At 41.8% G+C, this 22,835-nt stretch carries 20 protein-coding genes, 2 pseudogenes and 1 riboswitch; of the genes and pseudogenes, 7 read left to right on the forward strand and 15 right to left on the reverse strand.

Going from position 1 to position 22,835, the window contains the following annotated elements; translation table 11 throughout:
- Positions 1-61: 61 nt before the first annotated feature.
- Positions 62-1,213: a hypothetical protein gene (locus ACO1R6_RS14650; protein ID WP_486265651.1), complete on the reverse strand. Its 1,152-nt coding sequence runs from the start codon at positions 1,211-1,213 to the stop codon at positions 62-64.
- 576 nt (positions 1,214-1,789) lie between these two features.
- Positions 1,790-1,996: riboswitch (cobalamin riboswitch) on the forward strand.
- A 176-nt stretch (positions 1,997-2,172) separates the two neighbouring features.
- Between ACO1R6_RS14650 and metE the strand changes: the two genes are divergently transcribed.
- The 3 genes and pseudogenes from metE to ACO1R6_RS14665 form a co-directional block, all read left to right on the forward strand.
- Positions 2,173-4,503 (forward strand): 5-methyltetrahydropteroyltriglutamate--homocysteine S-methyltransferase, encoded by a 2,331-nt coding sequence (gene metE / locus ACO1R6_RS14655; protein WP_486265653.1) that lies wholly within the window; start codon positions 2,173-2,175, stop codon positions 4,501-4,503.
- 148 nt (positions 4,504-4,651) lie between these two features.
- Positions 4,652-5,236: a PAS domain-containing protein gene (locus ACO1R6_RS14660; RefSeq protein ID WP_486265655.1), complete on the forward strand. Its 585-nt coding sequence runs from the start codon at positions 4,652-4,654 to the stop codon at positions 5,234-5,236.
- A gap of 5 nt (positions 5,237-5,241) precedes the next feature.
- Positions 5,242-5,448: pseudogene (locus ACO1R6_RS14665) on the forward strand (acyl-CoA thioesterase); the annotation flags it as partial.
- A 110-nt stretch (positions 5,449-5,558) separates the two neighbouring features.
- Here ACO1R6_RS14665 and ACO1R6_RS14670 read toward each other — a convergent pair.
- Positions 5,559-5,879: a hypothetical protein gene (locus tag ACO1R6_RS14670; RefSeq protein ID WP_486265657.1), complete on the reverse strand. Its 321-nt coding sequence runs from the start codon at positions 5,877-5,879 to the stop codon at positions 5,559-5,561.
- 50 nt (positions 5,880-5,929) lie between these two features.
- On the opposite strand from ACO1R6_RS14670, the pseudogene ACO1R6_RS14675 reads away from it, so the two are divergent.
- Both ACO1R6_RS14675 and ACO1R6_RS14680 read left to right on the forward strand, forming a co-directional pair.
- Positions 5,930-6,196: pseudogene (locus ACO1R6_RS14675) on the forward strand (transposase); the annotation flags it as partial.
- A 19-nt stretch (positions 6,197-6,215) separates the two neighbouring features.
- Positions 6,216-6,449, forward strand: coding sequence for a transposase (locus ACO1R6_RS14680; protein ID WP_486265659.1), 234 nt, complete (start codon positions 6,216-6,218; stop codon positions 6,447-6,449).
- 228 nt (positions 6,450-6,677) lie between these two features.
- Here the strand turns inward: ACO1R6_RS14680 and ACO1R6_RS14685 are convergent, their stop codons facing one another.
- From ACO1R6_RS14685 to ACO1R6_RS14715, 7 genes are all read right to left on the reverse strand, one after another.
- Complete coding sequence (locus tag ACO1R6_RS14685) at positions 6,678-7,154, reverse strand: Clp protease N-terminal domain-containing protein (RefSeq protein WP_486265660.1); 477 nt, start codon at positions 7,152-7,154, stop codon at positions 6,678-6,680.
- 153 nt (positions 7,155-7,307) lie between these two features.
- Positions 7,308-7,841 carry a DUF1003 domain-containing protein gene (locus tag ACO1R6_RS14690; RefSeq protein WP_486265662.1) on the reverse strand — a complete coding sequence of 178 codons (534 nt, stop codon included), beginning with the start codon at positions 7,839-7,841 and terminating at the stop codon, positions 7,308-7,310.
- A 1-nt stretch (position 7,842) separates the two neighbouring features.
- Complete coding sequence (locus tag ACO1R6_RS14695) at positions 7,843-8,145, reverse strand: hypothetical protein (protein WP_486265663.1); 303 nt, start codon at positions 8,143-8,145, stop codon at positions 7,843-7,845.
- Positions 8,146-8,289: 144 nt separating this feature from the next.
- Positions 8,290-8,706 (reverse strand): hypothetical protein, encoded by a 417-nt coding sequence (locus ACO1R6_RS14700; RefSeq protein WP_486265664.1) that lies wholly within the window; start codon positions 8,704-8,706, stop codon positions 8,290-8,292.
- A 95-nt stretch (positions 8,707-8,801) separates the two neighbouring features.
- The gene (locus ACO1R6_RS14705) at positions 8,802-9,350 is read right to left on the reverse strand and encodes a hypothetical protein (RefSeq protein ID WP_486265665.1); all 549 of its coding nucleotides are present in this window, start codon (positions 9,348-9,350) and stop codon (positions 8,802-8,804) included.
- A 90-nt stretch (positions 9,351-9,440) separates the two neighbouring features.
- Positions 9,441-9,848 carry a hypothetical protein gene (locus ACO1R6_RS14710; RefSeq protein ID WP_486265667.1) on the reverse strand — a complete coding sequence of 136 codons (408 nt, stop codon included), beginning with the start codon at positions 9,846-9,848 and terminating at the stop codon, positions 9,441-9,443.
- Between the two features lie 88 nt (positions 9,849-9,936).
- Positions 9,937-10,641, reverse strand: coding sequence for a hypothetical protein (locus ACO1R6_RS14715; RefSeq protein ID WP_486265668.1), 705 nt, complete (start codon positions 10,639-10,641; stop codon positions 9,937-9,939).
- A 478-nt stretch (positions 10,642-11,119) separates the two neighbouring features.
- On the opposite strand from ACO1R6_RS14715, the gene radA reads away from it, so the two are divergent.
- Positions 11,120-12,496: a DNA repair protein RadA gene (gene radA / locus ACO1R6_RS14720; RefSeq protein ID WP_486265669.1), complete on the forward strand. Its 1,377-nt coding sequence runs from the start codon at positions 11,120-11,122 to the stop codon at positions 12,494-12,496.
- 691 nt (positions 12,497-13,187) lie between these two features.
- Positions 13,188-14,576, forward strand: coding sequence for a TlpA family protein disulfide reductase (locus tag ACO1R6_RS14725; protein ID WP_486265670.1), 1,389 nt, complete (start codon positions 13,188-13,190; stop codon positions 14,574-14,576).
- Between the two features lie 312 nt (positions 14,577-14,888).
- Here ACO1R6_RS14725 and ACO1R6_RS14730 read toward each other — a convergent pair whose 3' ends face one another.
- The 6 genes from ACO1R6_RS14730 to ACO1R6_RS14755 form a co-directional block, all read right to left on the reverse strand.
- Complete coding sequence (locus ACO1R6_RS14730) at positions 14,889-16,298, reverse strand: MBL fold metallo-hydrolase (RefSeq protein WP_486265672.1); 1,410 nt, start codon at positions 16,296-16,298, stop codon at positions 14,889-14,891.
- Between the two features lie 198 nt (positions 16,299-16,496).
- The gene (fabF, locus tag ACO1R6_RS14735) at positions 16,497-17,750 is read right to left on the reverse strand and encodes a beta-ketoacyl-ACP synthase II (protein WP_486265673.1); all 1,254 of its coding nucleotides are present in this window, start codon (positions 17,748-17,750) and stop codon (positions 16,497-16,499) included.
- Positions 17,751-18,684: 934 nt separating this feature from the next.
- The gene (locus ACO1R6_RS14740; RefSeq protein WP_486265674.1) at positions 18,685-19,344 is read right to left on the reverse strand and encodes a Rossmann-fold NAD(P)-binding domain-containing protein; all 660 of its coding nucleotides are present in this window, start codon (positions 19,342-19,344) and stop codon (positions 18,685-18,687) included.
- Positions 19,345-19,816: 472 nt separating this feature from the next.
- Positions 19,817-20,977: a glycoside hydrolase family 43 protein gene (locus ACO1R6_RS14745; RefSeq protein ID WP_486265675.1), complete on the reverse strand. Its 1,161-nt coding sequence runs from the start codon at positions 20,975-20,977 to the stop codon at positions 19,817-19,819.
- 125 nt (positions 20,978-21,102) lie between these two features.
- On the reverse strand, positions 21,103-21,705 hold the full coding sequence (locus ACO1R6_RS14750) for a hypothetical protein (protein ID WP_486265676.1): 603 nt from the start codon (positions 21,703-21,705) through the stop codon (positions 21,103-21,105).
- Positions 21,706-21,920: 215 nt separating this feature from the next.
- Complete coding sequence (locus ACO1R6_RS14755) at positions 21,921-22,631, reverse strand: SIMPL domain-containing protein (RefSeq protein WP_486265677.1); 711 nt, start codon at positions 22,629-22,631, stop codon at positions 21,921-21,923.
- Positions 22,632-22,835: the final 204 nt, after the last annotated feature.

Raw genomic sequence — 22,835 nt, forward strand, 5'->3', positions numbered from 1 at the left:
CAGCCCCAAAGATTTTTTTATATCACTTCTTACTTTGCTCATGTAGTCTGTTGTTATTCGCTCAGAAATAGTATCCCGTATTAATGTTAAAGCGCAGGTGCCATTTGGTGTGGCCGGGCGTGCCTGTGGTAAAGGCATTCGTCCACTCCGGTCCCAGCCACGGGTGGTTGTAACCAAATGCCGCATCGGTATAAATGTACATTGGGCCAGCGGTAAAGAGTGCTCCTAACACATTCTGGTGGGCATTTTCAAAACCATTTTCCCGCTTATTGTAATAGCCGTAATTGTTATAAATATCAACTGCCTGCAACAGGCGGGTTTCAACCGGAATGTGGTAGGAAAAGCCAGCTGTATAAATCTCTCCTTTATTGGCAACGTTATAATTAGAACCGTAGGCGCCCATTTCAACCGAATTTGAAATAGCACCCGGCGCATAAATCGGGTTAAAACGATAAAGCATAGCCTGCAACTTAATGTTCCAAGGGCTGTTTTGTGCTTTGTGTTCATAGTGTATTGCCCCGGCGTAGCGATTGCCGTTCTTTTCGGTGTCGATGTTATACAATAACCCACCTTGAACAGAAACGCCTAATTCATGGGCCAAACTATCGCCCAGGCGGCGCAGTAATTTAAAATCAAGCTGATTATTTTCCTTGTTTCGTCCGGTTACATCGTAAGAGTAGCGATTGGGGCTGGGCTCAGACAAACCAAACACAAATTCCTCTGCGCTTTTATAGTAGGCGGCCTGCCATTGCCAAAGGCGAGCATTGTGGATGTACTTAATTCCCATGTCGTGGTCATCTTCAAAACCAACATAGTAGGTCATGTTAAAGAACCAGTTGTTAGAATTGTATTGCTGAATGCCAAATGGCACCTGTTGCAAGCCAACCTGAAATTGAGATTGCTCTGAAAAGTCGTACTGGAACCAGCCTTGTTTTAGAAAAGCACCACCAAAGGCTTGTGAATAGTGTCGAAATTCGGCATTTAGCTTGAGGCCCCTGAACGCTGCTTCGGCATTTATTCGAAACATATCAAAACCAAAATCACCTCCCCGCTCCAGTTGGTCCTTCTTCCAGGTAGAAAGGTTATAGTTGAAGCGCAAAGCGCCACCCAATTTCAGGTATGGTTTTTCCTCAGGTTTCTCTTCTGGAAATTGGGCATGGCTTATGGTGCAAAGGCAGCAGGAAATTAATAGCAAGAGTAGTCTTAGCATCATAGAAAATCCTTAAAGTACCTAAGAAATCTCTTAAAGTAAGACGGTTTTAAAACAGAAACGTTGCTTAGAAGAGGATTAAGTGCTTTTACAAAATGAACTTATAAGAATGTACTTCACAAGTAGAACTTTGAATAAGGAGGACTGTCTTTCCTAAGAGTGCCTTAAAATCCAAAGCTATTTCCTTCACCCCATTCACAATTATATAGTTTAAGCACCTGTTAACAGTACTAAGTAATTCGTAACCTTGCCGAGTTTTATCTTCCTGCTTTAATGGCAAACATTTTGTAAAATGAATGGAGCACCTGTATTAAGTTTAGAAAAGCCCAGAAGGCGCCTAATTTTTTGTGATCACTAAAATGATTTTGCAAAGTTAAGCAAGTCAACTGTCAGAAAATTCCTTTTCGTTCAACATAGCATTACTTATAGGCCTCTATTCAGCTATATTCCGATCATGTAAATGACTATTTTAACCGCTAAAAAGGCTTCTGTTCTATATTTAAATATAAATTTAATTTAAATTCTGTTTCAGATTACTCTTTATTCCTTACATTTGACTTCTGTTCTTTGATATTTTTGTTTCATCCCAAACTTATAGGTTTGCCTGAAAGGGCAATTAAAAAGGAACCGTGTGAAAATCACGGGCTGACGCGCAACTGTAAGAGGTAACCAAGTTTTATTCAAATATGCCCCGGGCATATTGCAAAACCACTGTGTCGCTAATGGCCACATGGGAAGGTTGAATAAAATGCCTCAAGCCAGGAGACTTGCCGAGTTTGCCAGATGGTGAAAGCTTTCGCGATTATGAAGCTAAACCGTGGATTTTATTCTACTTACCCTTTACTCTTTATAGAAAATGGTATAGTAGTACTATGTCCATTTGTGTAGTTTCCGGTCGCGAGAACTTTTAAGCAAAAGTTCGATGAACAATAATTTAATTATTGTTAACTAACACAAAGCGAATGAAAACAAATGTTTTAGGCTATCCGCGCATTGGTAGCCAACGCGAACTCAAAAAAGCCTGCGAACAATACTGGTCAGGTAAATCTTCCCTTCTAGAATTGGTAAAAACCGGAAAAGGAATCCGACAAGAAAACTGGATTTTACAAAAAAATGCCGGTATCGACTTAATTCCTTCCAATGATTTTTCTTTCTACGATCAAGTACTGGATATGTCACTTACGGTGGGCGCTATCCCGCAACGTTATCACGAAATAATTCGCCAAAAAGATAACACTGAACTGGACCTTTATTTTGCCATGGCCCGTGGTTATCAGAAAAACGGATTAGATATTACTGCCATGGAGATGACCAAATGGTTCGATACCAATTATCACTACATCGTTCCTGAGTTTTATAAAAATCAACAGTTTAAACTTTTCTCCAATAAAGTTGTTGATGAATTTTCCGAAGCCAAACAGTTAGGTATTGTCACTAAGCCGGTAATACTAGGACCGGTATCTTATTTACTTTTGGGAAAAGAGAAAGAAGAAGGATTTCACCGGCTGGACCTGCTTCCAAACCTGTTGCCTGTTTATTTGGACATCCTCGAAAAGTTAAAAGCCTATCAGGCAGATTGGGTACAATTTGACGAGCCTTACTTAGCGATGGATTTAACCCCGGACGAACAAAGTGCTTTCGTGTTTGCCTATACCGAAATTAAAAAGCGGTTTCCCTATCTGAAAACCATTCTTGCCAATTATTTTGATTGTTACGGTGATAACCTGAACACAGTACTTTCGCTGCCCGTACATGCCCTGCATTTGGATTTGGTAAGATGTCCGTCGCAGTTAGATGATATTTTAGAAAATAAACTTTTAAAACAGCATTTACAGTTATCCTTGGGCGTAGTAGATGGACGCAATGTTTGGAAAAACGATTTCCAATATTCGTTGTCTCTCATTAAAAAAGCGGCGGCTAAAATTGGATCGGCCAACCTGATGATTGCTTCATCTTGTTCTTTGTTACATGTACCCTGTGATTTGGATCTGGAAACCGACGAAGCCTCCTTAACGCCTACTATCAAACAGTGGCTGGCTTTTGCCAAACAAAAGCTGGAAGAAATAGTAACTTTGCAGCAAATAGCCAGCGGCAAAACTTCGACTATAACGGCCGAAAGACTACAGGAAAATATAGAAGCTAACCAGCGCCGGCAGACCTCTGAACGCATCCATAACCCGGGAGTAAAACAACGGGTAAACGCTATTACCGAGCAGGATTCCGCCCGGAAAAATAACTTTGCCGTTCGCCGCCATTCCCAGGTAAAATCTTTAAACCTACCCATATTTCCTACTACCACCATCGGTTCGTTTCCACAAACAACGGAAGTAAGAAGTTGGCGGGCCAAGTTTAGAAAAGGAGAATTGACCCAGCAGGAATATGATGAACTAATCAGAAAAGAAACGGAAGCCACCATCCGGTTTCAGGAAGAAATAGATCTGGATGTATTGGTGCACGGTGAATTTGAACGGAATGATATGGTGGAGTATTTTGGCGAACAACTGGAAGGGTTTGTGTTTACAAGAAATGGGTGGGTACAAAGCTACGGCAGCCGTTGCGTAAAACCACCTATTATTTACGGAGATGTTTACCGATTGGCACCGATGACCGTAAAATGGTCGGCTTATGCCCAGTCGCTTACTAAAAAATGGGTAAAAGGCATGTTAACTGGTCCGGTTACCATTTTGCAATGGTCATTTGTTCGGAATGATCAACCCCGTTCTCAAACCTGCACCCAAATTGCCTTAGCCATTCAGGATGAGGTGCTTGATTTAGAAAAAGCCGGGATAAAGATTATTCAAATAGATGAGCCCGCCATTCGGGAAGGCTTGCCTTTGCGCAAAGCAGACTGGCAAAACTATTTGCAATGGGCCGTCCGGGCTTTTCGGATTTCGGCAAGTGGAGTAAGGGACGACACCCAGATTCATACCCACATGTGCTATTCAGAATTTAATGATATTATTCAAAATATTGCCGATATGGACGCTGATGTCATTACAATTGAATGCTCGCGTTCGCAAATGGAATTGCTGGATGCTTTTGCCGATTTTAAATATCCCAACGAAATAGGACCTGGCGTGTATGATATTCATTCCCCCAGAGTGCCTGCAAAAGCCGAGATGGTAAAACTTTTAGCGAAAGCAAAAATGGTTATTCCAGCTCATCAACTTTGGGTAAACCCCGATTGTGGTTTAAAAACCCGCCAATGGCCAGAAACTCGAAAAGCGTTGGTAGAGATGGTAGCAGCTGCAAAAGTGTTAAGAGAATCCGTGAATGAACTGGCAGTTTCCTGATTTATTAAAAACACAAATGGTGTGTGAAAGCCCGGTAGGTTTAAAAACCTACCGGGTTTAATTATCCAGATAATTGAATTGGCACCTTTTGATTAACGAGTTAATCAGAAAAATAAATAATATTTTAGTGTATTAGAAAATAAAAAGAATGGGTAAATATGATGATAATTTAACCAATATAATGTGCCTGGATATTTTTCTAATGTCTTTGGACAATAGAGAATATGAGGAAATAAAACCCAAAATTAATCCTCTGACCCATAAGCTACATCCATTGATTAGTTGGGATATTTCGGGTAAATGCTATTGGGACACCATTGCGAAAGGTAAGAAAATTAAAGATTTGGAAATTCTTATGCAATTTTCAAAAAAAAACGACTGGAATATTAATCTTGAAAAACTCCTAACCCAATCCTATCAAGCCCTTGTTCTCACCAGTCCAGACCAAATCATTCAGTGGGTAAACCCAGGATTCACTACCATGACGGGCTATTCAGCAAAATACGCTATTCATAAAACACCGCACTTTTTACAGGGTAAAAACACCTCAACTGAAGTAAAAGAAAAAATAAAAGCATGTTTAAAAACCGGGGATGTGTTTTCCGGAAAAATTATTAATTACAAGAAAAATAACGAGGAATACCTGTGTGAGGTACAGATATATCCTATTAAAAACAGGCAAAATCATCTAATACATTTTTTAGCTCTGGAAAGCGAAACAAAAAGACAGTAGAAGAAATAATCCACCATTCAGAAACTCACATTTTTAAGGCCGTTTTTCCAAATGCTACCAATTACCATGATACCTTATTTGGGGGAACAGCCATGCAGCTAATGGACGAAGTAGCCTTTATAACCGCAACGCGTTTTAGCCGCCAGCGCATGATTACCGCAAGCAGTGCTAGAATTGATTTTAAAAAGCTATTTACTGCCTGTTCTATTGTGTAATTAATTGCCTCTATGCAGGAGAAAACGCTATTAGATCTGAACTGCGGCAAGCCCTTAAGCTGTAGATTGTTCTTATAAACTTTTTACAATTGTAATTTTATTAATACCTAAAGCTTTATTACTCCCTTCATCCAGTCTCCTATAACTTTAATTGCCGCAGGCGATAGCGCTTCTTTTATCTGTCCATATTCTGTTGGCAACCCAGTAGTAGCTGTCTGGAATAGGTGATTAAACTTTGGCAATTCTTTAATAATATAATTCTTGTTCCCTCCTGCTTTTAATGCCTTTTCTATAGCTACTAGGTTTTGCTTTGCAGGGGCCTGCAAGTCTTTACTGCCGGTAACAGCTAGTACCGGCATTTTCATTTTCTGTAGGTCTGAAAAAGGATTATAGGCCAGAAAATAACGAATCCAAGGTGCTTGTTGCACAACTGGATGAAGACATGCGTAAAAGTAGATAGAAGCAAATCTTTAGTAAGATGCAAGGCGGAAAGCACTTTAGCGATGAAAAGGAGCTGTGTTTCTCTCTATCGGCGCATGTACCGGCCCACAACTTTTACTGCCGGTTGAAGCAGCAACCAGACCTGGAATTCCTTTATCAACTGACAGCCTCTTATTATGAGCATTGCGGCTAGCAATCCATAGACCCGGTGGTGTTCTTTAAGTTTTGCCTGGTGGGCTACCTGGAGAACATTATCTCAGACAGAAAACTCATCCAGCACTGCAGCCTTAGATTGGATTTGCTTTAAAAAGCGTTACATTACTATGCGCAAAGACGGCAAGGCTTGTCCATACATAGAAAGCTGTATCGGCAAGAGCCAGGAAAAAAAGGTGGAGATTATCTACCACCTGCAGGAGTACGAGCGGGGCATCAAACAAATCAATAGCCGCTATGGCCGAAAGATGAAAGGTTTGCGGCAGGCAACCGTGGAGCCGGTGCTGGTTACGCTCATTAACTTTTTAGGCCTGAGAAAGATTAACACCCGGGGCATGGAGTAAGCTCAAAAAGGAATGCTATTGGCGGCTAAGGCATATAACCTTAAAGAACTGCTACACTTTAAACCCCAAAAGAGCCAAACCGCCGTAATGGCCCTGTTTAAACCTGCACCAGCTCAACTTTTTAAGCTTTTTTACCCATCAGTAGCAGATATAGCTTGCTAACAATTCCAAATATGCAACAATACTAGGTTAATCATCTTGAATTGTGCAGCAGCTATCATTGTTGGGCTAAGTTATTTTTCTGAATTGTTTTGCTAGACCAATTGCCCTCAAAATAGGATTATACTGAATGCTTATCATTACCCTCCTGAATGTGTCCATTTTGACGCGGTTACTCTCAAGAATCCGTAAATATTCAGACTTATTTTTAGTCTCAATCAAAAGAATCGAGAGATATAGATGCTTAGGCTCTATTTCTTTGTCGCGTAATACCCAACGTTGGAAAGAACTGCTTTTTAAAACAAATTCAAAGTCTTTGGTCAATGGGAAATCGCTGCTCTTGGTTTTAGCTAATTTTAGGCCTCTAACATCATTAATCAAGTCCTTCTTGTCGGATAATGGCACTTTAAGTTCAGTAAAGGCTGAATCATCGAATTTATTGTATGCCAGGAGGAAATGCTGAAGTCCGACAAAATCATTGTCCAGTTTCTCTGCAATCTTTCTTGTTTCAGCGATTAAGCCTTTGACTGAATCTGAAAACTTCATCTTATTAATTTAGCTTAACGGTTTAAGTATTGGCGATGGTGGGAAATTTGAAAAACATCAGCCCAACATTTACACAAATGCCCAATAAAATTACAAATGTTGAATTTATAACTGCCAGCTCCCACTATGCCAATACAGTGTTAGTGGCAGTTTTTATTTTAATCTTCCTTCAATTCGCTTTAAAATTTCTAATTGTTTAGCTTGACTTTCAAACAGTATTTTTATTTGCTCTTCCAAAAGCAAATCTATTTTTTGGTGCAAGGCCCTTATTTCTAATTCTGCTTTTAAGTTTATTAAATAATCATTTTCACTTCGCTTTCTATCTTTTTCTTCTTGTCTGTTTTGGCTCATCATTATAATAGGTGCTTGTAATGCTGCTATGCAAGACAAAACTAAATTCATTAATATAAATGGATATGGGTCAAAGTGCTCTTTCTGTGGGGCAAATGTGTTGAATAAAACCCAAAATATGAGAATGATAAAAAAAGAAATAATAAATAACCAACTACCGCCAAACCTGGCAACTTTGTCAGAAACTTTTTGCCCTCTTGTAAGAATTTCTTTTGGTGGATGTAAAAGATTCTCGCTAATTAAGTTTTCATCTTCAAGGGTTTTCCTGACAATCTCTTGTAGTTTTTGTATTTGAGCTGTTTCAGATTCTAATAAATTATTGATGTCTTTGTCCATATTACTTATTCCAAAAATTTATGATGATAACAGCAATTATTCCAAATATTCCGATTAGAGAAATGATAAATAAATAATCTGCTATTTGTTCAAGTTTGTATTCTCGATTTTTATTTTCTGTTTTTATTGATACAAAAGAAGATACAGAAGAAACTGTCAAAAATAAAGCAACGATTGATGTAAGTTCGTCTATTAAAGAGTTTTCTGTTTTGTTTGTTAAATGAAGCGATGTAATTACAAAGAGGCAAAATCCCAATAAATTTGCAGATGTTCCTAATATATGTTGCGAAGTTTTATTTGCCATTTATTTTATATCTATATGTTGCTACGGGTATCACTAAAATTGCCACTAACGGATTTAGGTTTGCGGTGGCGTAGCTACCGTAAAGGTGTGGTTAGGGTACTTAATTTTTCTTAAATTCTTCTAAAGGATAAGCCCAAGGAACACCTAAATCATCTTCCAATCGTCATAAAGCCCTAAACCAACACTTGATCTTATTCTTAACTTCTCAAGTTTATCAGTATCACGAGCTAATCTATATTCTCCATTTTCTTTAATTGTTAGGAAATATAAATTAAATGTCGGTCCAAGTCCATCTACTCCTGCTTCAATCTTGAGGAATGGATTTTGATTATTATCTAAGTTAAATTTTCCTACTAAACCAGCGGTATCCCTGCTCTTTTCTTCTAAGAGTCTTATTGAATAATAATCACCTACTTTGTCTTTAACAGAAACTAAGTATGTATTATACTTTCCTTCTTTAATTTCTAGGGTTTTTCCGTTCTCATCAATCCAATAGCCAAGCCAACGTTTAGGTAAAGATGTCCGTGGTCCTTTGAATAGATTTGAGAAGATTGACTTCATACTTTTTATGCACCCTAACGGCTTCGTGCATGAGACGTGCGAGGCCGTCGGCCGACGCATGGTGTTTACACGAGACCGTTGGCGGACGTTATTTTTTAACAGCAGTTACGATATGAGACTACTTTGTTTGTCTTTTTTGAGAAAGCAATCCAACGCATGTCTTCCTCACCAATTTTATAAAAGAATCCTACAGCAGTCCTGTCTGCTTTTATATCTTTCCAAATATTATTTTCAGCATAGTCCTCTTCGTATTGCTCATCAGCCGCTATGGCAGGAGAGCTGAAGTTCTCTTTATTGAAAAATTTCTGTATTCTATTCTTGATTACTTCCTCTTCCTGTTCCTTCGTCGGATTCTCCTCAATTAATTCATATCCAATCAGTTTGCGCGCAGGAAAGCTTTCCCTAAAAATTATCTTTCCACTTGACGTTTTAATTGAGAAGGTAACTTTCCCATCTAGAAGTTCTTTCCCTTTTATTGAAATTGTAAACGTGTCGCGGCTTTGTCTGCTGGAAAAAGGTAACTTTTGTGAGTTAGAAAGCAGAATCTTTTCTTCTAACTTTTGCTCATTAGTTCCTGTCCCGGATACTTGACCAAAGCAAAATAGAAAGACGAATACCAGGTACAACTTTACTGATTCTTTCATTCAATTTTTATTAATGACCGCCAACGGTTAGTATAAACAACGGGCGAGGCAGTCGGCCGAAGCCTGATGTTTATACAATGTTGGGCAGCCTTATTTTTCTTTTTTTATGCTTTTAGATACTTCTAGTTGGCCGTTTTTCATTTTTGTGGAAACCTCTACCGTAAACTTTCCTCTTGTTAGTTTTTCTTCACCAATATGGTCAAAAGGCCATGAAAGTGTAGTTAACCATTCATCATATTTTATTATTCTTTTTATAATTACAGTCGTTTCAGATTTATTATTAGTCCATATGTAAGGAATCTTTTTATATTCCGAATATTTATTTTTCCATACATCTCCGAATTTATAATCATGTCCGTCAACTGTCACAATAAATTTTTTCAGATAGTGCTTGCCTTTATTTTGCACTCTTACTTCTATGGAATCTGAGTCAACCGAATTTTGTGCGGTTACTTGTAGAGTTATCGTGAGTAGAAAGACTGTTATAAAGATTTTCATTAATTCTAATGTTGCCTAACGGTTAGTATAAAAGACGGATGAGGCGTAGCCGAAGTATGGCTTTTATGCCTTGTTGGCCAAAGTTTTTTTATTCTTCCCAAAAGATTCTTCTCGTATTTAGTCCTTTAGGTGATTTTTTTTTTATTGGAGTAAGGTCATACCAAGTTGTACCTACTTCTGGAAGGTTGCCTGTGAAAGTTCCGTCTGGGTTTTTGAAGACAAAGTTCATACTCTTTGTTAGGCGTGTCGATATTTCAATATGCGTAATTGAATCAAATTGTGTCTTAATTGAAGTTGCACCAAGTGGAAACCTTAGAAGCTCTTGGTTTCCATTATCAGAGACAGTTCTAATATAAATTGAATCATTTGTGGTTGCAACAGAATCGAAGTCATAAATTGCTCTTCCACCTGAATTTGATTTGTAATAGACTGTTTTTACTACAAAATCACCTACTTTATTAAATTCAGTTTTTATTGGGAGAGTGTCCTTAGGTTGTTCTAAATCTGATTTAAAATTAAAGACTAATAATGTGTCATTTGAAATCCATTCACTGATTGAACCATCAATAGGTACTCCTTGTCCTTCTTCAAATTTTTCGTCCACTTTAAAGACTTCAAATCCTATATTGTCGGAACTAAATGCCATTGGACCATACCTGGCATAATCGTATATGATAAATTTACCACTTGGTGTAATCTGTTTCCCGAATCTGTAGTACTCATACTTCTCTTTCTGTTCGCTGCAAGATGAAATTAGTCCAACGATTATAAAAAGGGAGAGCTTTCTTATCATATTATTATTACAAATTATGGCCAACTAGAGGATAAACGGAGTTCGTCCCGATTATCAGTACTATGGATGGAGTTATTTTTATACAGTTATACAATTAATTATTCGATTCTCCACTTCTCCACTTCCTAGCTGTTTAGCCGGCCGCGCTTATACTTAGTCAATTCTTTTAAAGGTGCCTCAATTATATATTCATTCTCATTAGAGCAATAATATTTTAAGATAGCTCATTTCTCCTAATTACCCATCTGACAGCGCTAAAATATTACATGCAATAGCTAACAGAGATATGAATTGGGTTAATACCCGCATATAAACGTTTATACACGGGTATTAACCCGGGTAATTACGCTTAGCTTAAAGAGTACGTTTGGCCAAGCTGGCTCAGGCTACTTAAACTTTGCCAGAGTGGCTAAAAAGCCCTATCTTGTAAAGTTTATAAAATTTAAATGCAGTCTGCTCCGGCAGATTTTTAGATAAAATGGCTAAAATTAAAACCTCTTATTTTTGTCAGAATTGCGGGGCCCAGTCGGCCAAATGGATTGGGCGCTGCCCGGCCTGCGGCGAGTGGAACACCTACGTAGAAGAAGTATTACAGCGCGAAGAAACGTCGGCGGCGGGCACTTGGAAAACCTCCAGTTCGCTGCAAATAGCGGCTAAACCCCGCGCCATTGCCGACATCAGTTACCAGGAAGAATCGCGGTTGCAAACCGCCGACCAGGAACTAAACCGCGTATTGGGCGGGGGCATTGTGCCGGGCTCAATGGTGCTCATTGGCGGCGAACCAGGCATTGGTAAATCTACGTTAATGCTGCAGATTGCCCTGAGCCTGAAAAACAGCCGGGTGCTCTATATTTCGGGCGAAGAAAGCGACCAGCAAATAAAAATGCGTGCCGAACGCCTGGGCGCCAAACACCCCAACTGCTTTATCCTGACCGAGACCAGTACCCAGAATATTTTTAAGCAAATAGAGCAACTACAACCCCAGGTTCTTATTGTCGATTCCATCCAAACGCTGCACTCTTCTTTTATTGAGTCGGGCGCGGGCAGCATTTCGCAGGTGCGCGAGTGTACCGCTGAGTTGCTGAAGTACGCCAAAGAAAGCGGCACCCCGGTATTTTTAATTGGTCATATAACCAAAGAAGGCAACCTGGCCGGGCCTAAAATTCTGGAGCACATGGTAGATACCGTACTGCAGTTCGAAGGTGACCGCCACATGACTTACCGCATTTTGCGCACAACTAAAAACCGCTTTGGTTCTACCGCCGAGTTAGGGATTTACGAAATGCAGGGCACTGGTTTGCGGCAGGTAAGCAACCCTTCCGAAATATTGCTCTCGCAGCGCGACGAAAATTTTAGCGGCATAACCATTGGGGCTACTTTAGAAGGCAACCGGCCGTTGTTAATTGAGGTGCAAAGCCTCGTGAGCCCGGCTACGTACGGCACGCCCCAGCGCTCATCTACGGGTTTCGATGCCAAACGCCTGAACATGTTGCTGGCGGTGCTGGAAAAACGCGGCGGCTTTAAATTGGGCACCCAGGATGTGTTTTTAAATATTGCCGGCGGCTTAAAAATAGAAGACCCCGCTATCGACCTGGCCGTTTGTGCGTCTATCTTATCATCGTTCGAAGATTTATCGATACCCAATACCACCTGTTTTGCGGCCGAAGTAGGATTAAGCGGCGAAATACGCGCCGTAAACCGCGCCGACCAGCGCATTAGCGAAGCGGAAAAACTGGGATTTACCGATATTTTTATTTCTAAGTTTAATTTAAAAGGCATCGACCGCAAGCGATATAGAATAAATATTCATGCGGTAAGCAAGCTCGAGGAAGTACTCAGCAGTTTGTTCGGCTAATTTCGCCGGGCAAGAAATCACCTGTTTTTTTATCCAATCTTATTACTTAAAAGCTGTTTAGCACTTTATAATATTACTGGAGCCGCTGCCCTTGGCAGTGTTATTACTATAGCTGTCCGGCTAAGGGAAATATAGGTATTCAAAAGAGGGAATATACAAGACAAGGAGGTAAAACAGGTCATTCTGAAAAAGTCTTCTGGGTTACCTAATCAGAAAATTCTTTGGGAATGACGGAGATGAGTGCTTAAAAAGAAGTTTAAATTTTATCCGTCTAAATCTGATAAAATATTATTAGCCTGGCGGCTATGGTATTATCACCGCCAAGTAGGCTGGCAGAATATTTATAATTTACGGTGTTCCCCTCCACCAAGGGCGCCTGGTTCCTCGTGAAACAAAAATACGACACAGCTTCTAAAGCTATTCTTCGGTTACTAACTGGTTTTAAGTTATAAATCAGGCGGTTCCGGCAGAATAGCTTTATTGTTTTAACTGGTATTGGCTTGTTTATCTCTAATGCTAAATAATAATATATTTATAAAAGTATATAACTTTAAATATTATGATAAAACCTAGTTTGATATTTTATTTAAAATATTGCACCGTATAAAGAAAATCATATTTTTTGAGTTAAGAAGGTGCGTTTTTAGAATTTATTGCTTTACCTTTATGGAGATAATTATATTTAACGCGCATGAAAAAATTTTTACTATTATTTTCTTTTCTGTTGTTGGGTAGTTCTTCTTGGGCACAAAGAGCGGTGTTGTTCGGCAAAGTAAACCGGGCTGAAAGCGATAGTATCCAGGTTTCGGTAAATCCTAATCCTTTAAGTGCCCAGGAGGCGCAAAGCTTTGGCCAGGTAAATGCCCAGGGCTCTTTTTCGGTAGATGTTCCGCTTAAAAATGCCACCACCGCCGATCTGGTTTTTGCCAAAGAATCGGTAAGTATTTTTGTGCAGCCCGGCGATGAAATGGAAATTAAGTTTAATCCCGGAGCCATGCTTAAAACCCTGAAGTTTAAAGGAAAAGGCGCCAACGAAAACAATTTCCTGCTGGCTTATAACAAAAAGTTTATCGAAAACGAAGAATACCAGGTATTGCCTGAGAATATTTCGCTGAACGAGAAAAGCTTTATCGAGTTTTTAGATTACCGCAAAGACGATGCCCTTAACTTTCTGGAGCAGTACGTAGCTAAAAACCCGGTATCGGATGAGTTCCGGCATTACATGCTGGCCGAAATTGAATATACCTGGGCCAACGACCGGCTTACCTTTAACGAACTGCGCACCAAAATAAAAGGCGGCCCTATTAAATTATCGCCTACTTATTATGGTTTCCTGGATAAAATAAACCTGAACAAACCCGAAAGTGTGCGGAGCCACGCGTACCTAGGCTTCCTAAAAAATTATATTCAGTTTCAGGCAACGGCAACCAATCACCGGCCTTCCGATATGGATTATTACGAGGCCGTATACAACTTAACCAAAGCCAAACTTACCGGCGAACCCCGCAATTTATTACTGGCCAATGTGCTGCACGAATCTATCCGGAAAGGATACATCCAATATACCAGCCGCATGTTTGCCGATTTTGAAAGCCTGAACACTAACAAAGATTTAAACGAATTTTTAGCGGTATCTTTTAACTCCAGCAAAGGTTTTGCCCTGGGTAGCCCGGCTCCCGTATTCCGTTTAAAAGAAATTTCGGGTAAAGAAGTAGCCCTAAGCGATTTTAAAGGCAAAATGGTTTACTTAAATTTTTGGAACAGCAAATGCGGTTTGTGCCAAATGGACTTGCCTTACGCTATTGAGTTAGAAAAAGAACTAGCCAACGAAAACGTAGTATTTATAAACGTAGGTATGGACGAAAACGAAGGCTACTGGCGCGAATCGGTGGCCCGCCGTAAACTGCATGGTGTACAGTTGTTTGCCGGTAACCAACCCGATTTGTTAAAAGAATACAAAGTGGTAGAATTGCCGTCTTATTATTTAATTGATACCGACGGTACGTTTATCAGCACCAAAGCCAAACGCCCAAGCAACGCCGGTGCCAAAGAACAGATTATGCACGCCATGCATAAATAATTAACCTTTGCGCCCAGCCCAGACTAAATATGAATAAAGTAAAATTACTAGTGCGCTTCATCTAATGCTCTTGCCAGCGTCTCGCTGGTAAGCATTTCAGTTGGCCGCTGGCCGATGAGGCAAGTAAAAGATAATTAATTTTGGGAGATGATTTATTGCGGACAGCGGTTGAAAACAGTAGCAATAGGCCAACACGTTCGCGGCATCTACTCCTGCAACCCTTACCTACAGAAATGATTGCGCTTTACCCTTAATATAAAAGCAAAGCGGCTTTAACCAGATAGGTTAAAGCCGCTTGTTTTTGGTAACATTTTATTTTAAAGTAGACGGACAAACATAGGCGGTGCGGGGTACTTCGGTGGCCGCAATGGCCTTAAACCCACCAGCTACATCTACAATATTTCTGTAGCCACGGGCTTTCAGAATAGAAGCCGCAATCTTGGAGCGGTAGCCGCCGGCACAATGGGCATACACTACCTCGTCTTTCGGAATTTCGGCTAAATGCTGGTTTAAGAAATCGAGCGGAATATTTTTAGCGCCTACCAGGTGCTCGGCATGGTACTCAGTTTCTTTGCGCACGTCTATTACCACCGGGTTTCCGGCTTTTACCCGCTCAGCAAACGCTTCCGCCGAAACCGATAGAATGGTATCGGTTTCTTTACCGGCCGCTTTCCAGGCGGCTATACCACCGGCCAAATAACCCAAAGTATTGTCGTACCCTACCCGGGCCAAACGGGTAACCACTTCTTCTTCGCGGCCGGCATCGGCTAAGAATAAAATGGGCTGTTGTATATCCGGAACTAAAGCACCTACCCAGGGGGCAAAAGAACCATCTAAACCAATATTAATGGCGTTGGGAATAAACCCGGCAGCAAAATCGGCAGCCGGGCGGGTATCCAGAATTAAGGCACCGGTTTCGTTGGCGGCGGCCTCAAATGCTTCGGGGCTTAAAGCTTGCAAACCCTGGCTCAGTACCGAATCGATGCTGGCGTAACCGGCTTTGTTTAGCTGTACGTTTAACGGGAAATAGCCCGGCGGCGGCGCCAAACCGGCGGTTACTTCTTTTATAAAGGCTTCTTTGGTCAGGTCGGCGCGCAAGGCGTAATTGGTTTGTTTCTGATGGCCCAGCGTATCGAAGGTTTCTTTGCTCATGTTTTTGCCGCAAGCCGAGCCCGCGCCGTGCGCCGGATACACCAGCACCTCATCGGCCAGGGGCATTATTTTGGTTCGCAGCGAATCGTACAGGTAGCCGGCCAACTGTTCTTGCGTTAGTTCTGATTTGGTGGCCAAATCGGGGCGGCCCACATCCCCGATAAATAAAGTATCGCCGGTAAACAGCGCGTAATCTTTGCCTTGTTCATCGCGCAGCAGGTACGTTACCGATTCCATGGTATGGCCGGGCGTATGCAAAACTTTAATCGTAATGTTGCCTACTTTAAACTCTTCGCCGTCGTGGGCCAGGTAAGCTTTAAAACCCGGGTTGGCACCGGAGCCGTACACAATCTGGGCACCCGTAGCCTGGGCTAAATCCAGGTGTCCCGACACAAAATCGGCGTGAAAGTGGGTTTCTAACACGTACTTAATTTGGGCGTTATTTTGCCGGGCTTTGGTAAGATATGGTTTAATTTCGCGCAAAGGATCAATAATTACCGCTTCGCCGTTACTTTCTATGTAATACGCGCCCTGCGCCAGGCAACCCGTATAAATTTGTTCTACTGTCATAATCCTGGTCTTAAAGATTAATAAAATTTAAGCAAATATCCGAAAGATTAAAAGCTTGTGCTGTAACTTAAGTTACAGAAGCCGACTCTCTAAACAAAAAATATCCTTTCTAAAGCTTATATAAAGGAAAATATCTGTACCACACCTTAAAACCCGCTAAATCTTAGCCACTAGCTCTAAATAGTAGAAAAGCACAGCTTATGCGCCGGTATATTTCTTAAAGATAGAACTAGCCGTATGGCCGCCAAACCCAAAGGTATTGTTCAGGACGTAATTAACCGGTTTAGGCAGCGGTTTGCCCAGCACCAGGTTTAAACCCGCCGGAATTTCCGGGTCCAGGTTTTCGACGTTGATGGTAGCCGGAATAATATCTTCTTTTACCGCCATTACACTAATAATGCTTTCTATCGCGCCTGCTGCACCCAATAAATGCCCGGTAATAGACTTGGTAGCACTGATGGCCACCGGCAAGTTGTTAAATATGCTTTTAATTCCTTGCAGCTCGCTTAAATCGCCGATGCCGGTAGAGGTGGCGTGCGCATTAATGTAATCTATTTTATCGGGGCTGATTTGGGCATCTTTTAAAGCCTGCAGCATACCCAAACGGGCTCCTAAGCCCTCCGGCGAGGTACCAGTTAAATGATACGCGTCGCCGGCCATACCGCCGCCCACCAGTTCGGCATAAATATTGGCCCCGCGGCTAACGGCGTGCTCCCATTCTTCTAAAATCAAGGCGCCGGCGCCCTCGCCCATTACAAACCCATCGCGATCGCGATCGAAAGGGCGCGAAGCCTGGGCCGGGTTGTCGTTGCGCTTAGATAAAGCCTGGGCCGCACTAAAACCACCCACCGACGATTCGGTAACGGCTGCCTCCGAACCGCCGGCTACTATAATCCGGGCCCGGCCCATCCGGATGGTATCGAAAGCATTTATAATGGCAGTATTAGACGACGCACAAGCCGATACGGTACAATAATTGGGGCCATACAGTTTATGTCGCATAGAAATAACGCCGGCGGCTATATCCACAATCATTTTGGGAATAAAGTACGGGTTAAACCGGGGTGTACCGTCGCCGGCATGGTACTCGCGCAACTGCTCCTCAAAAGTACCAATGCCCCCGTTGCCGGTTCCCCAAATAACGCCTACGTCGTAGCGAGCCGCTTCCGGCAGGGTAGCAAAATCCAGTCCGGCATCGGTTATGGCCTGGTCGGTGGCGGCAATGGCGTACTGGGTAAATAAATCGTACTTTTTTATTTCTTTTTTATCCAGGTAAGCTTCGGGCCGGAAATCTTTTACTTCGCAAGCAAACCGGGTTTTATACTTAGTGGCATCGAACTTGGTTAAGGGGGCCGCTGCGCTTTTACCGGCTAATATATTCTGCCAAAATTCAGCCACCGAATTGCCCAAAGGGGTTATGGCGCCCATACCCGTAATTACTACTCTTTTCATGTTATGTCCTTTTCTGCAAAGGTTTTTCTTTAACTAGATAATTTATTATCAAAATATTCCGGCAGAAGTAAAGCTTAAAACTAATCTAAACCCCAACCCGCTTAAAAGTAAATATGGATTAACCGGAATACAAAGGAAACAATTCCGTTGGTAATAATTCCTATGCTGGTGGTAAAAGCAATTTTGGGTTTGGGGCAGCTTTCTTAAAAAACCAATATTTAGCCGGAATAATTGGTAAGTGGTCGAAAGAAGAAATCATCTACGGGACACTTGCAACCTAAAGCTAATTATTTAGGATTTTACCGGCGGTTCTCTGGCTGGCGCGAAGCTCCGCCTCGTGCCTTTCATTCTCCGGCCTCTGGCCGATGTACATTTACTTTCTGATAATATTTAAAATAGTATAAAAGGTCATCCTGGATGATAATAGAATTCATTTCACCTAAATACATCCTTGGTAAAAATATTATTGACAAGTAACCGATTAGATTCCTGCGGAATGACAGACTTAGATTAGCAAAGCTTCAGGACTTGCTGCTAGGGGAACCAGGTATTTACTAAGTGATAAGTGTCAGGACAAAAATATATTAAACCATCCGTACTTGTCATGCTGAAAGCATCTATTGAGTTTCTTGCAGTTTGGTTAAAACATGCTTTACACCATGACCGAAGTGATAACCCCAAATATATCTAGCTAATTTTGTCCAGATGCTTATAATATTTAAATAACAGTTCCTTCGGCCAGAGGCCGGAAAATAAAAGACACGAGGCGGAGCCTCGCGCCAGCCAATCCAATAAGTATTAAAACAATATTTACGACTAGTGCTCTTCCAACTTAATATTTAGAACTAGCTGAGCGCTCAAAAAGTAAAACAACACTTATTGTACCAAATTCATAATTTTTAATTTCGAGAAGTACTGTTGACTTTACGGAAAGTCAGGCATTGGCCAGGGTAACAATATCTTTTACCTCCAGTACGGGCTGGGGATAACCTTTGGTAACGGCTTTAATCATGGCTTGGCCTACTTCGTGCAGGGTACAAAAACCGGCGGGGTAAATTTTGCGGCCTAATGGGTACAACCAGGAAAAGAACTTGTAATAACTTTTAATATTTCGCTGGCCGGGCGTGGCTTTCATAAAAGCGGGCCGGAACATATAAGCATTATTAAACAAACCCAGTAAAGCATTTTCGGTAGCGCCTTTTACCCGGCCCCAGGCTAGCCGGCCTTGTTCGCTGCTATCGGTACCGGCTCCTGTTACGTAACAAAAAGTAAGGTTGGGGTTTAGTTTGGCCAGCAGCTTACCCCAATTAAGGGTGAGGTCGTACGTGATACGCTTATATTCTTCTGCGCTTACCCCCACCGAAGATATGCCCAGACAAAAAAAGCAGGCGTTGTAGCCCTCTAACTCTTTTTCCAGTGGTGCCAGGTTAAAAAAATCCGGATGAATAATTTCGCGCAGTTTGGGGTGCGACCGGCCACCTGGTTTGCGGTTAATGACCAGAATTTGTTCTACCTCCGGGTGGTTCAGGCACTCCAGCAGCACACCCTCGCCTACCATGCCCGTGGCGCCGGTAATAATGGCTCTTATTTTCATGCTTTTTGTATTTAGCCCGAGCAGGCTTTACAGCTTATAGTAATTATTACTCATTCACTTGCCTTTTGTTCAGGAAATAAATACCAGTACGCTGTTTTTTTTTTGCAACGTAAAGTTATTTTGTATCGCAGTTTAGAACGGCATCTGGCGCCATGCGTGAGATTATCACTGCTAATTCTAAAGCACGCTACCGGGGCTGCTCCATTTAGATGTAAATAGTTTAAGCCAGCTTTCTTTTAAAATACCATCTGGAATGGCCGCATAACTTTTTAGCTTTAACAGCAAAGGCTTTATCTCTTAACACCGGGTGCAAGCCGGTGTTACAGCAGTTATTCGTTTCGCCCTTGCCGGGCTTGGGCAACTAAACCATTATGGCCGCTGAGCGCTGGCAGATTATGCCCCTGGGCTTATGCAAATACTTTTGCCAGGCTAAACGCTAAAGACTATGGATAAACCCAGGCCAAAAACATTATTATTTGGCACTGCTTGCTTTTACGCCTGCCGGAACTTTTTGCGGCGTGGTAGTAGGGCCATGTACAATTATTTTTCCGTCTTTTACTTCCATGCGATCAATAAAAACTACGCGCTCGTTGCCGGTTTTGGTGGTGCGGCCGTGGTAAACACAAAACATTTCTTTACCATTGGGCGAGTACGTAATGCTGTTGTGCCCCGTGCCGGTTACTACCCCACCCTGAGCCGAATTTTTCTGCAACACCGGGTTATTCGCGGCTTTTTTAAACGGACCTAGCGGCGAGGTGGCCGTAGCATAACCCACGGCATAATGCTGGCCGCCAAAATAATTGGCCGAATACATCATGTAATAAATATTCTCTTTTTTAAACGTAACGGAGCCTTCGGTCCAGCGGCGGTTTACCTCGTGAGCCGTTACCGACCGGCTTTCCCACTCGGCTTGTTTATCGGTTAAGCTCACGGGCGGCCGCAAAAGCAAAACCGGTTCGCCTATTACCCCCGAAAAATCAGGTTTTAGTTCTACGCCGTATACCCAGCTTTCTTCTATTTCTTTGTACCAGTCTTTTTCGCGGGCCCAAGTGGCAATTTCGCTTTCTACGGGGTGTTTGTAAGCCGCCCGGGAGTAATACAAATACGCTTTGCCGTTGGTATCGAAAAACACATTGGCATCTATAATGGGGTAACCGGGGTCAAAAATGGGTTTATTGGCCATATCTACAAACGGCCCGGTCGGTTTGTCGGCTACGGCCACGCCAATCCGGAAATTTTCTTCTTCTTTATTGGGGTTTTCTTTCCATTGGGCGCTGTAAAACAAATAATATTTACCTTTTACCTCGTACACTTCCGGGGCCCAGTACGCGCCGCCCCAACTGGCTTGGGGGTCGCTCCAGCCGTTTTTATTACTGTGGAAATACACCTGCCCTGCTGGCTGCCAGTTTACCAGGTCTTTAGACGAATACGCCGCAAAACCCTTTTGAGCCCCGCCGCCTGTGCCGTACATATAATACGTGCCCTGGGTATACAGTACATAGGGGTCGCCGAATTGTACCGGCAAGGGGTTGGTAAAGGTTGCTTTGGCGGGCGCAACGGCAGTGGTTTGCGCTACCAAGGTATGTTCAGAAAACACGGCCCAGAAACTTATTAAAAGTAAAATATATTTCATGTTGGTGGTGGTTTATCGGCATTAAAGTACGGGTAATATTACGCTACACGCAAGTGTAAACAAAAAAGCATCTCCAACCAATTGCCGGAGATGCTCTAACCAAAGAAGAATATTCTGGGTTTAAATTATTTGCGTTTCATTTTGTAAGTTATTTCCATTTTGCCGGAAAGTAACTGGCCAAACAAATCAAATAGCTCTTCCATTCCGGCCATATCAGTAGCGTTACCCATGTGGGCAAACATCTGGTTAAAAGGCACCTCATAAACCCCGGTTAAGTTAGTATTAGATATATCTAAAATCTTTAGGTTTAGTGTATCGCTAATAGAAACCATACTGCCATTATTAACCGACATCAGGCCGCCGGCCCCTTTCCCGATAATCAGGAGGCGGTCATAACTATTTTTCTCATCCCATTTGTAAACAGAGCCAGGCAACTGCTCGCCACAGTAAGCCGCACCGGTTTTAATATCCATAAATTTATCGGCTTTAAAGGCGAAAGTAAAATCTCGCTCACAAGCCCGTACATCTTTATACATACTAAACGTTGTATCCATCAGGGGTTGCCCCATAAAGGTATAATTCATTTTTACAATGGCGTCTTCTATTATCCAGGGGCCACCGGTTAAATTAGCCGTTTTGGGGTCAGAAACAGGTGCGGGGTCATTTTTTTCACAAGAAGCAAATGCAAATAAGGCTAAGAATAAATAAAGCGGGTAAAATTTTTTCATGAATAAAATATATTGGTTAAATAATGGGTTGTTTTAAGCCTTGCGTAATTTTATCAATAAAAGCAGCTGATTCCGTTTCTTAATAAGGTATTTGCTTAAATAATAAAGGTGCCGGAAACGAATGCATCAAAATTAACAAAATACTATATAAAACATATAAAAAACCATATATTTTTTTTACTAAATATTTCTTTCCCAACCATTAAGCCAAATTATTACGGTTTAAGGGCGTACTCCGAAATAATGGTACGTTTAAACTCCAGCACTTCCGGCGCTATTTTAAAACCGTTGCCGCCAAAGCCTTTGGCATACGTATTTACCTCCTGGGCCACCGCGTAGTCATCCGATTCATTATAGCTATTGTCGCCCGGCACATTGGTTAAAAAAAGCAACTGGCCTAAACCCACGTTGGCCCGTTTGCATAACTTCTGCGCCGATTTTAAGGCATCGTCGTGGGCGAGTAAATCAGCTTCCCGGAAAAGGCTATCGGCTTGGGAGTGGCCAAACTGGATGCGCGAAATGCTGCTGATTTTGGTACCGAGCAGCTTGCCGGTTAGTTCGGTAAACTGGCTAATATCGTTCAGTACAAAGTTTAGCGATTGCTCGGCCTGGTAGCCCACAAAAACCTGTTTGCGGCCATTGTACTCGTAGGCTTTATTCGCCGAAATGCTGCTGGTTTTAATATCGTTTTCGCTTTGGCTATAAAGGGTTAAAATAGCCAGCACCGAATCTACGGTTTGCTGGGTGGTTTTAACGGCGCTGGCCATGCGGGGCTCCGTAAACGAAACCTGCAAGGTTAAGGTAACCAAATCTGGTTTTACCCGGATTTTGCCTTCGCCGGTTACGCGTATTTTTTCCTGCTTCGGCGGGTTGGTTTGGGTACAGGCACTTATTAAAAGAAAGATTGCAAATACGGCGTATTTCATGGGTGGTGAATGAATGGGTTTGAAAAATATTGCTGCCTGCAACTTTAATAGATGAGGCATTATAGGAGAGGATGCGGCAGTACTAGATTTTGCATAATGCTGGTGTGGTTTTATTTGGAATGAATAATAAATTAAATAAAAGCAGTAGATAGTTTCTTAAAAGAATCTCAAATGAGAGCAGATTTAAATATTTCATTTAAATCT

It is taken from the genome of Adhaeribacter sp. (genome assembly GCF_057359045.1).

Bases quoted from the DNA above. Each gene is read 5' to 3' on its own strand.
- ACO1R6_RS14725 (WP_486265670.1), top strand. From the start codon at position 13,188: ATGAAAAAATTTTTACTATTATTTTCTTTTCTGTTGTTGGGTAGTTCT.
- ACO1R6_RS14755 (WP_486265677.1), bottom strand. From the start codon at position 22,631: ATGAAATACGCCGTATTTGCAATCTTTCTTTTAATAAGTGCCTGTACC.
- ACO1R6_RS14660 (WP_486265655.1), top strand. From the start codon at position 4,652: ATGGGTAAATATGATGATAATTTAACCAATATAATGTGCCTGGATATT.
- ACO1R6_RS14740 (WP_486265674.1), bottom strand. From the start codon at position 19,344: ATGAAAATAAGAGCCATTATTACCGGCGCCACGGGCATGGTAGGCGAG.
- ACO1R6_RS14710 (WP_486265667.1), bottom strand. From the start codon at position 9,848: ATGAAAATCTTTATAACAGTCTTTCTACTCACGATAACTCTACAAGTA.
- ACO1R6_RS14715 (WP_486265668.1), bottom strand. From the start codon at position 10,641: ATGATAAGAAAGCTCTCCCTTTTTATAATCGTTGGACTAATTTCATCT.
- ACO1R6_RS14750 (WP_486265676.1), bottom strand. From the start codon at position 21,705: ATGAAAAAATTTTACCCGCTTTATTTATTCTTAGCCTTATTTGCATTT.
- metE (WP_486265653.1), top strand. From the start codon at position 2,173: ATGAAAACAAATGTTTTAGGCTATCCGCGCATTGGTAGCCAACGCGAA.
- radA (WP_486265669.1), top strand. From the start codon at position 11,120: ATGGCTAAAATTAAAACCTCTTATTTTTGTCAGAATTGCGGGGCCCAG.
- ACO1R6_RS14705 (WP_486265665.1), bottom strand. From the start codon at position 9,350: ATGAAAGAATCAGTAAAGTTGTACCTGGTATTCGTCTTTCTATTTTGC.
- ACO1R6_RS14745 (WP_486265675.1), bottom strand. From the start codon at position 20,977: ATGAAATATATTTTACTTTTAATAAGTTTCTGGGCCGTGTTTTCTGAA.
- ACO1R6_RS14695 (WP_486265663.1), bottom strand. From the start codon at position 8,145: ATGGCAAATAAAACTTCGCAACATATATTAGGAACATCTGCAAATTTA.
- ACO1R6_RS14650 (WP_486265651.1), bottom strand. From the start codon at position 1,213: ATGATGCTAAGACTACTCTTGCTATTAATTTCCTGCTGCCTTTGCACC.
- ACO1R6_RS14700 (WP_486265664.1), bottom strand. From the start codon at position 8,706: ATGAAGTCAATCTTCTCAAATCTATTCAAAGGACCACGGACATCTTTA.
- ACO1R6_RS14685 (WP_486265660.1), bottom strand. From the start codon at position 7,154: ATGAAGTTTTCAGATTCAGTCAAAGGCTTAATCGCTGAAACAAGAAAG.
- ACO1R6_RS14730 (WP_486265672.1), bottom strand. From the start codon at position 16,298: ATGACAGTAGAACAAATTTATACGGGTTGCCTGGCGCAGGGCGCGTAT.
- ACO1R6_RS14690 (WP_486265662.1), bottom strand. From the start codon at position 7,841: ATGGACAAAGACATCAATAATTTATTAGAATCTGAAACAGCTCAAATA.
- fabF (WP_486265673.1), bottom strand. From the start codon at position 17,750: ATGAAAAGAGTAGTAATTACGGGTATGGGCGCCATAACCCCTTTGGGC.
- ACO1R6_RS14680 (WP_486265659.1), top strand. From the start codon at position 6,216: ATGCGCAAAGACGGCAAGGCTTGTCCATACATAGAAAGCTGTATCGGC.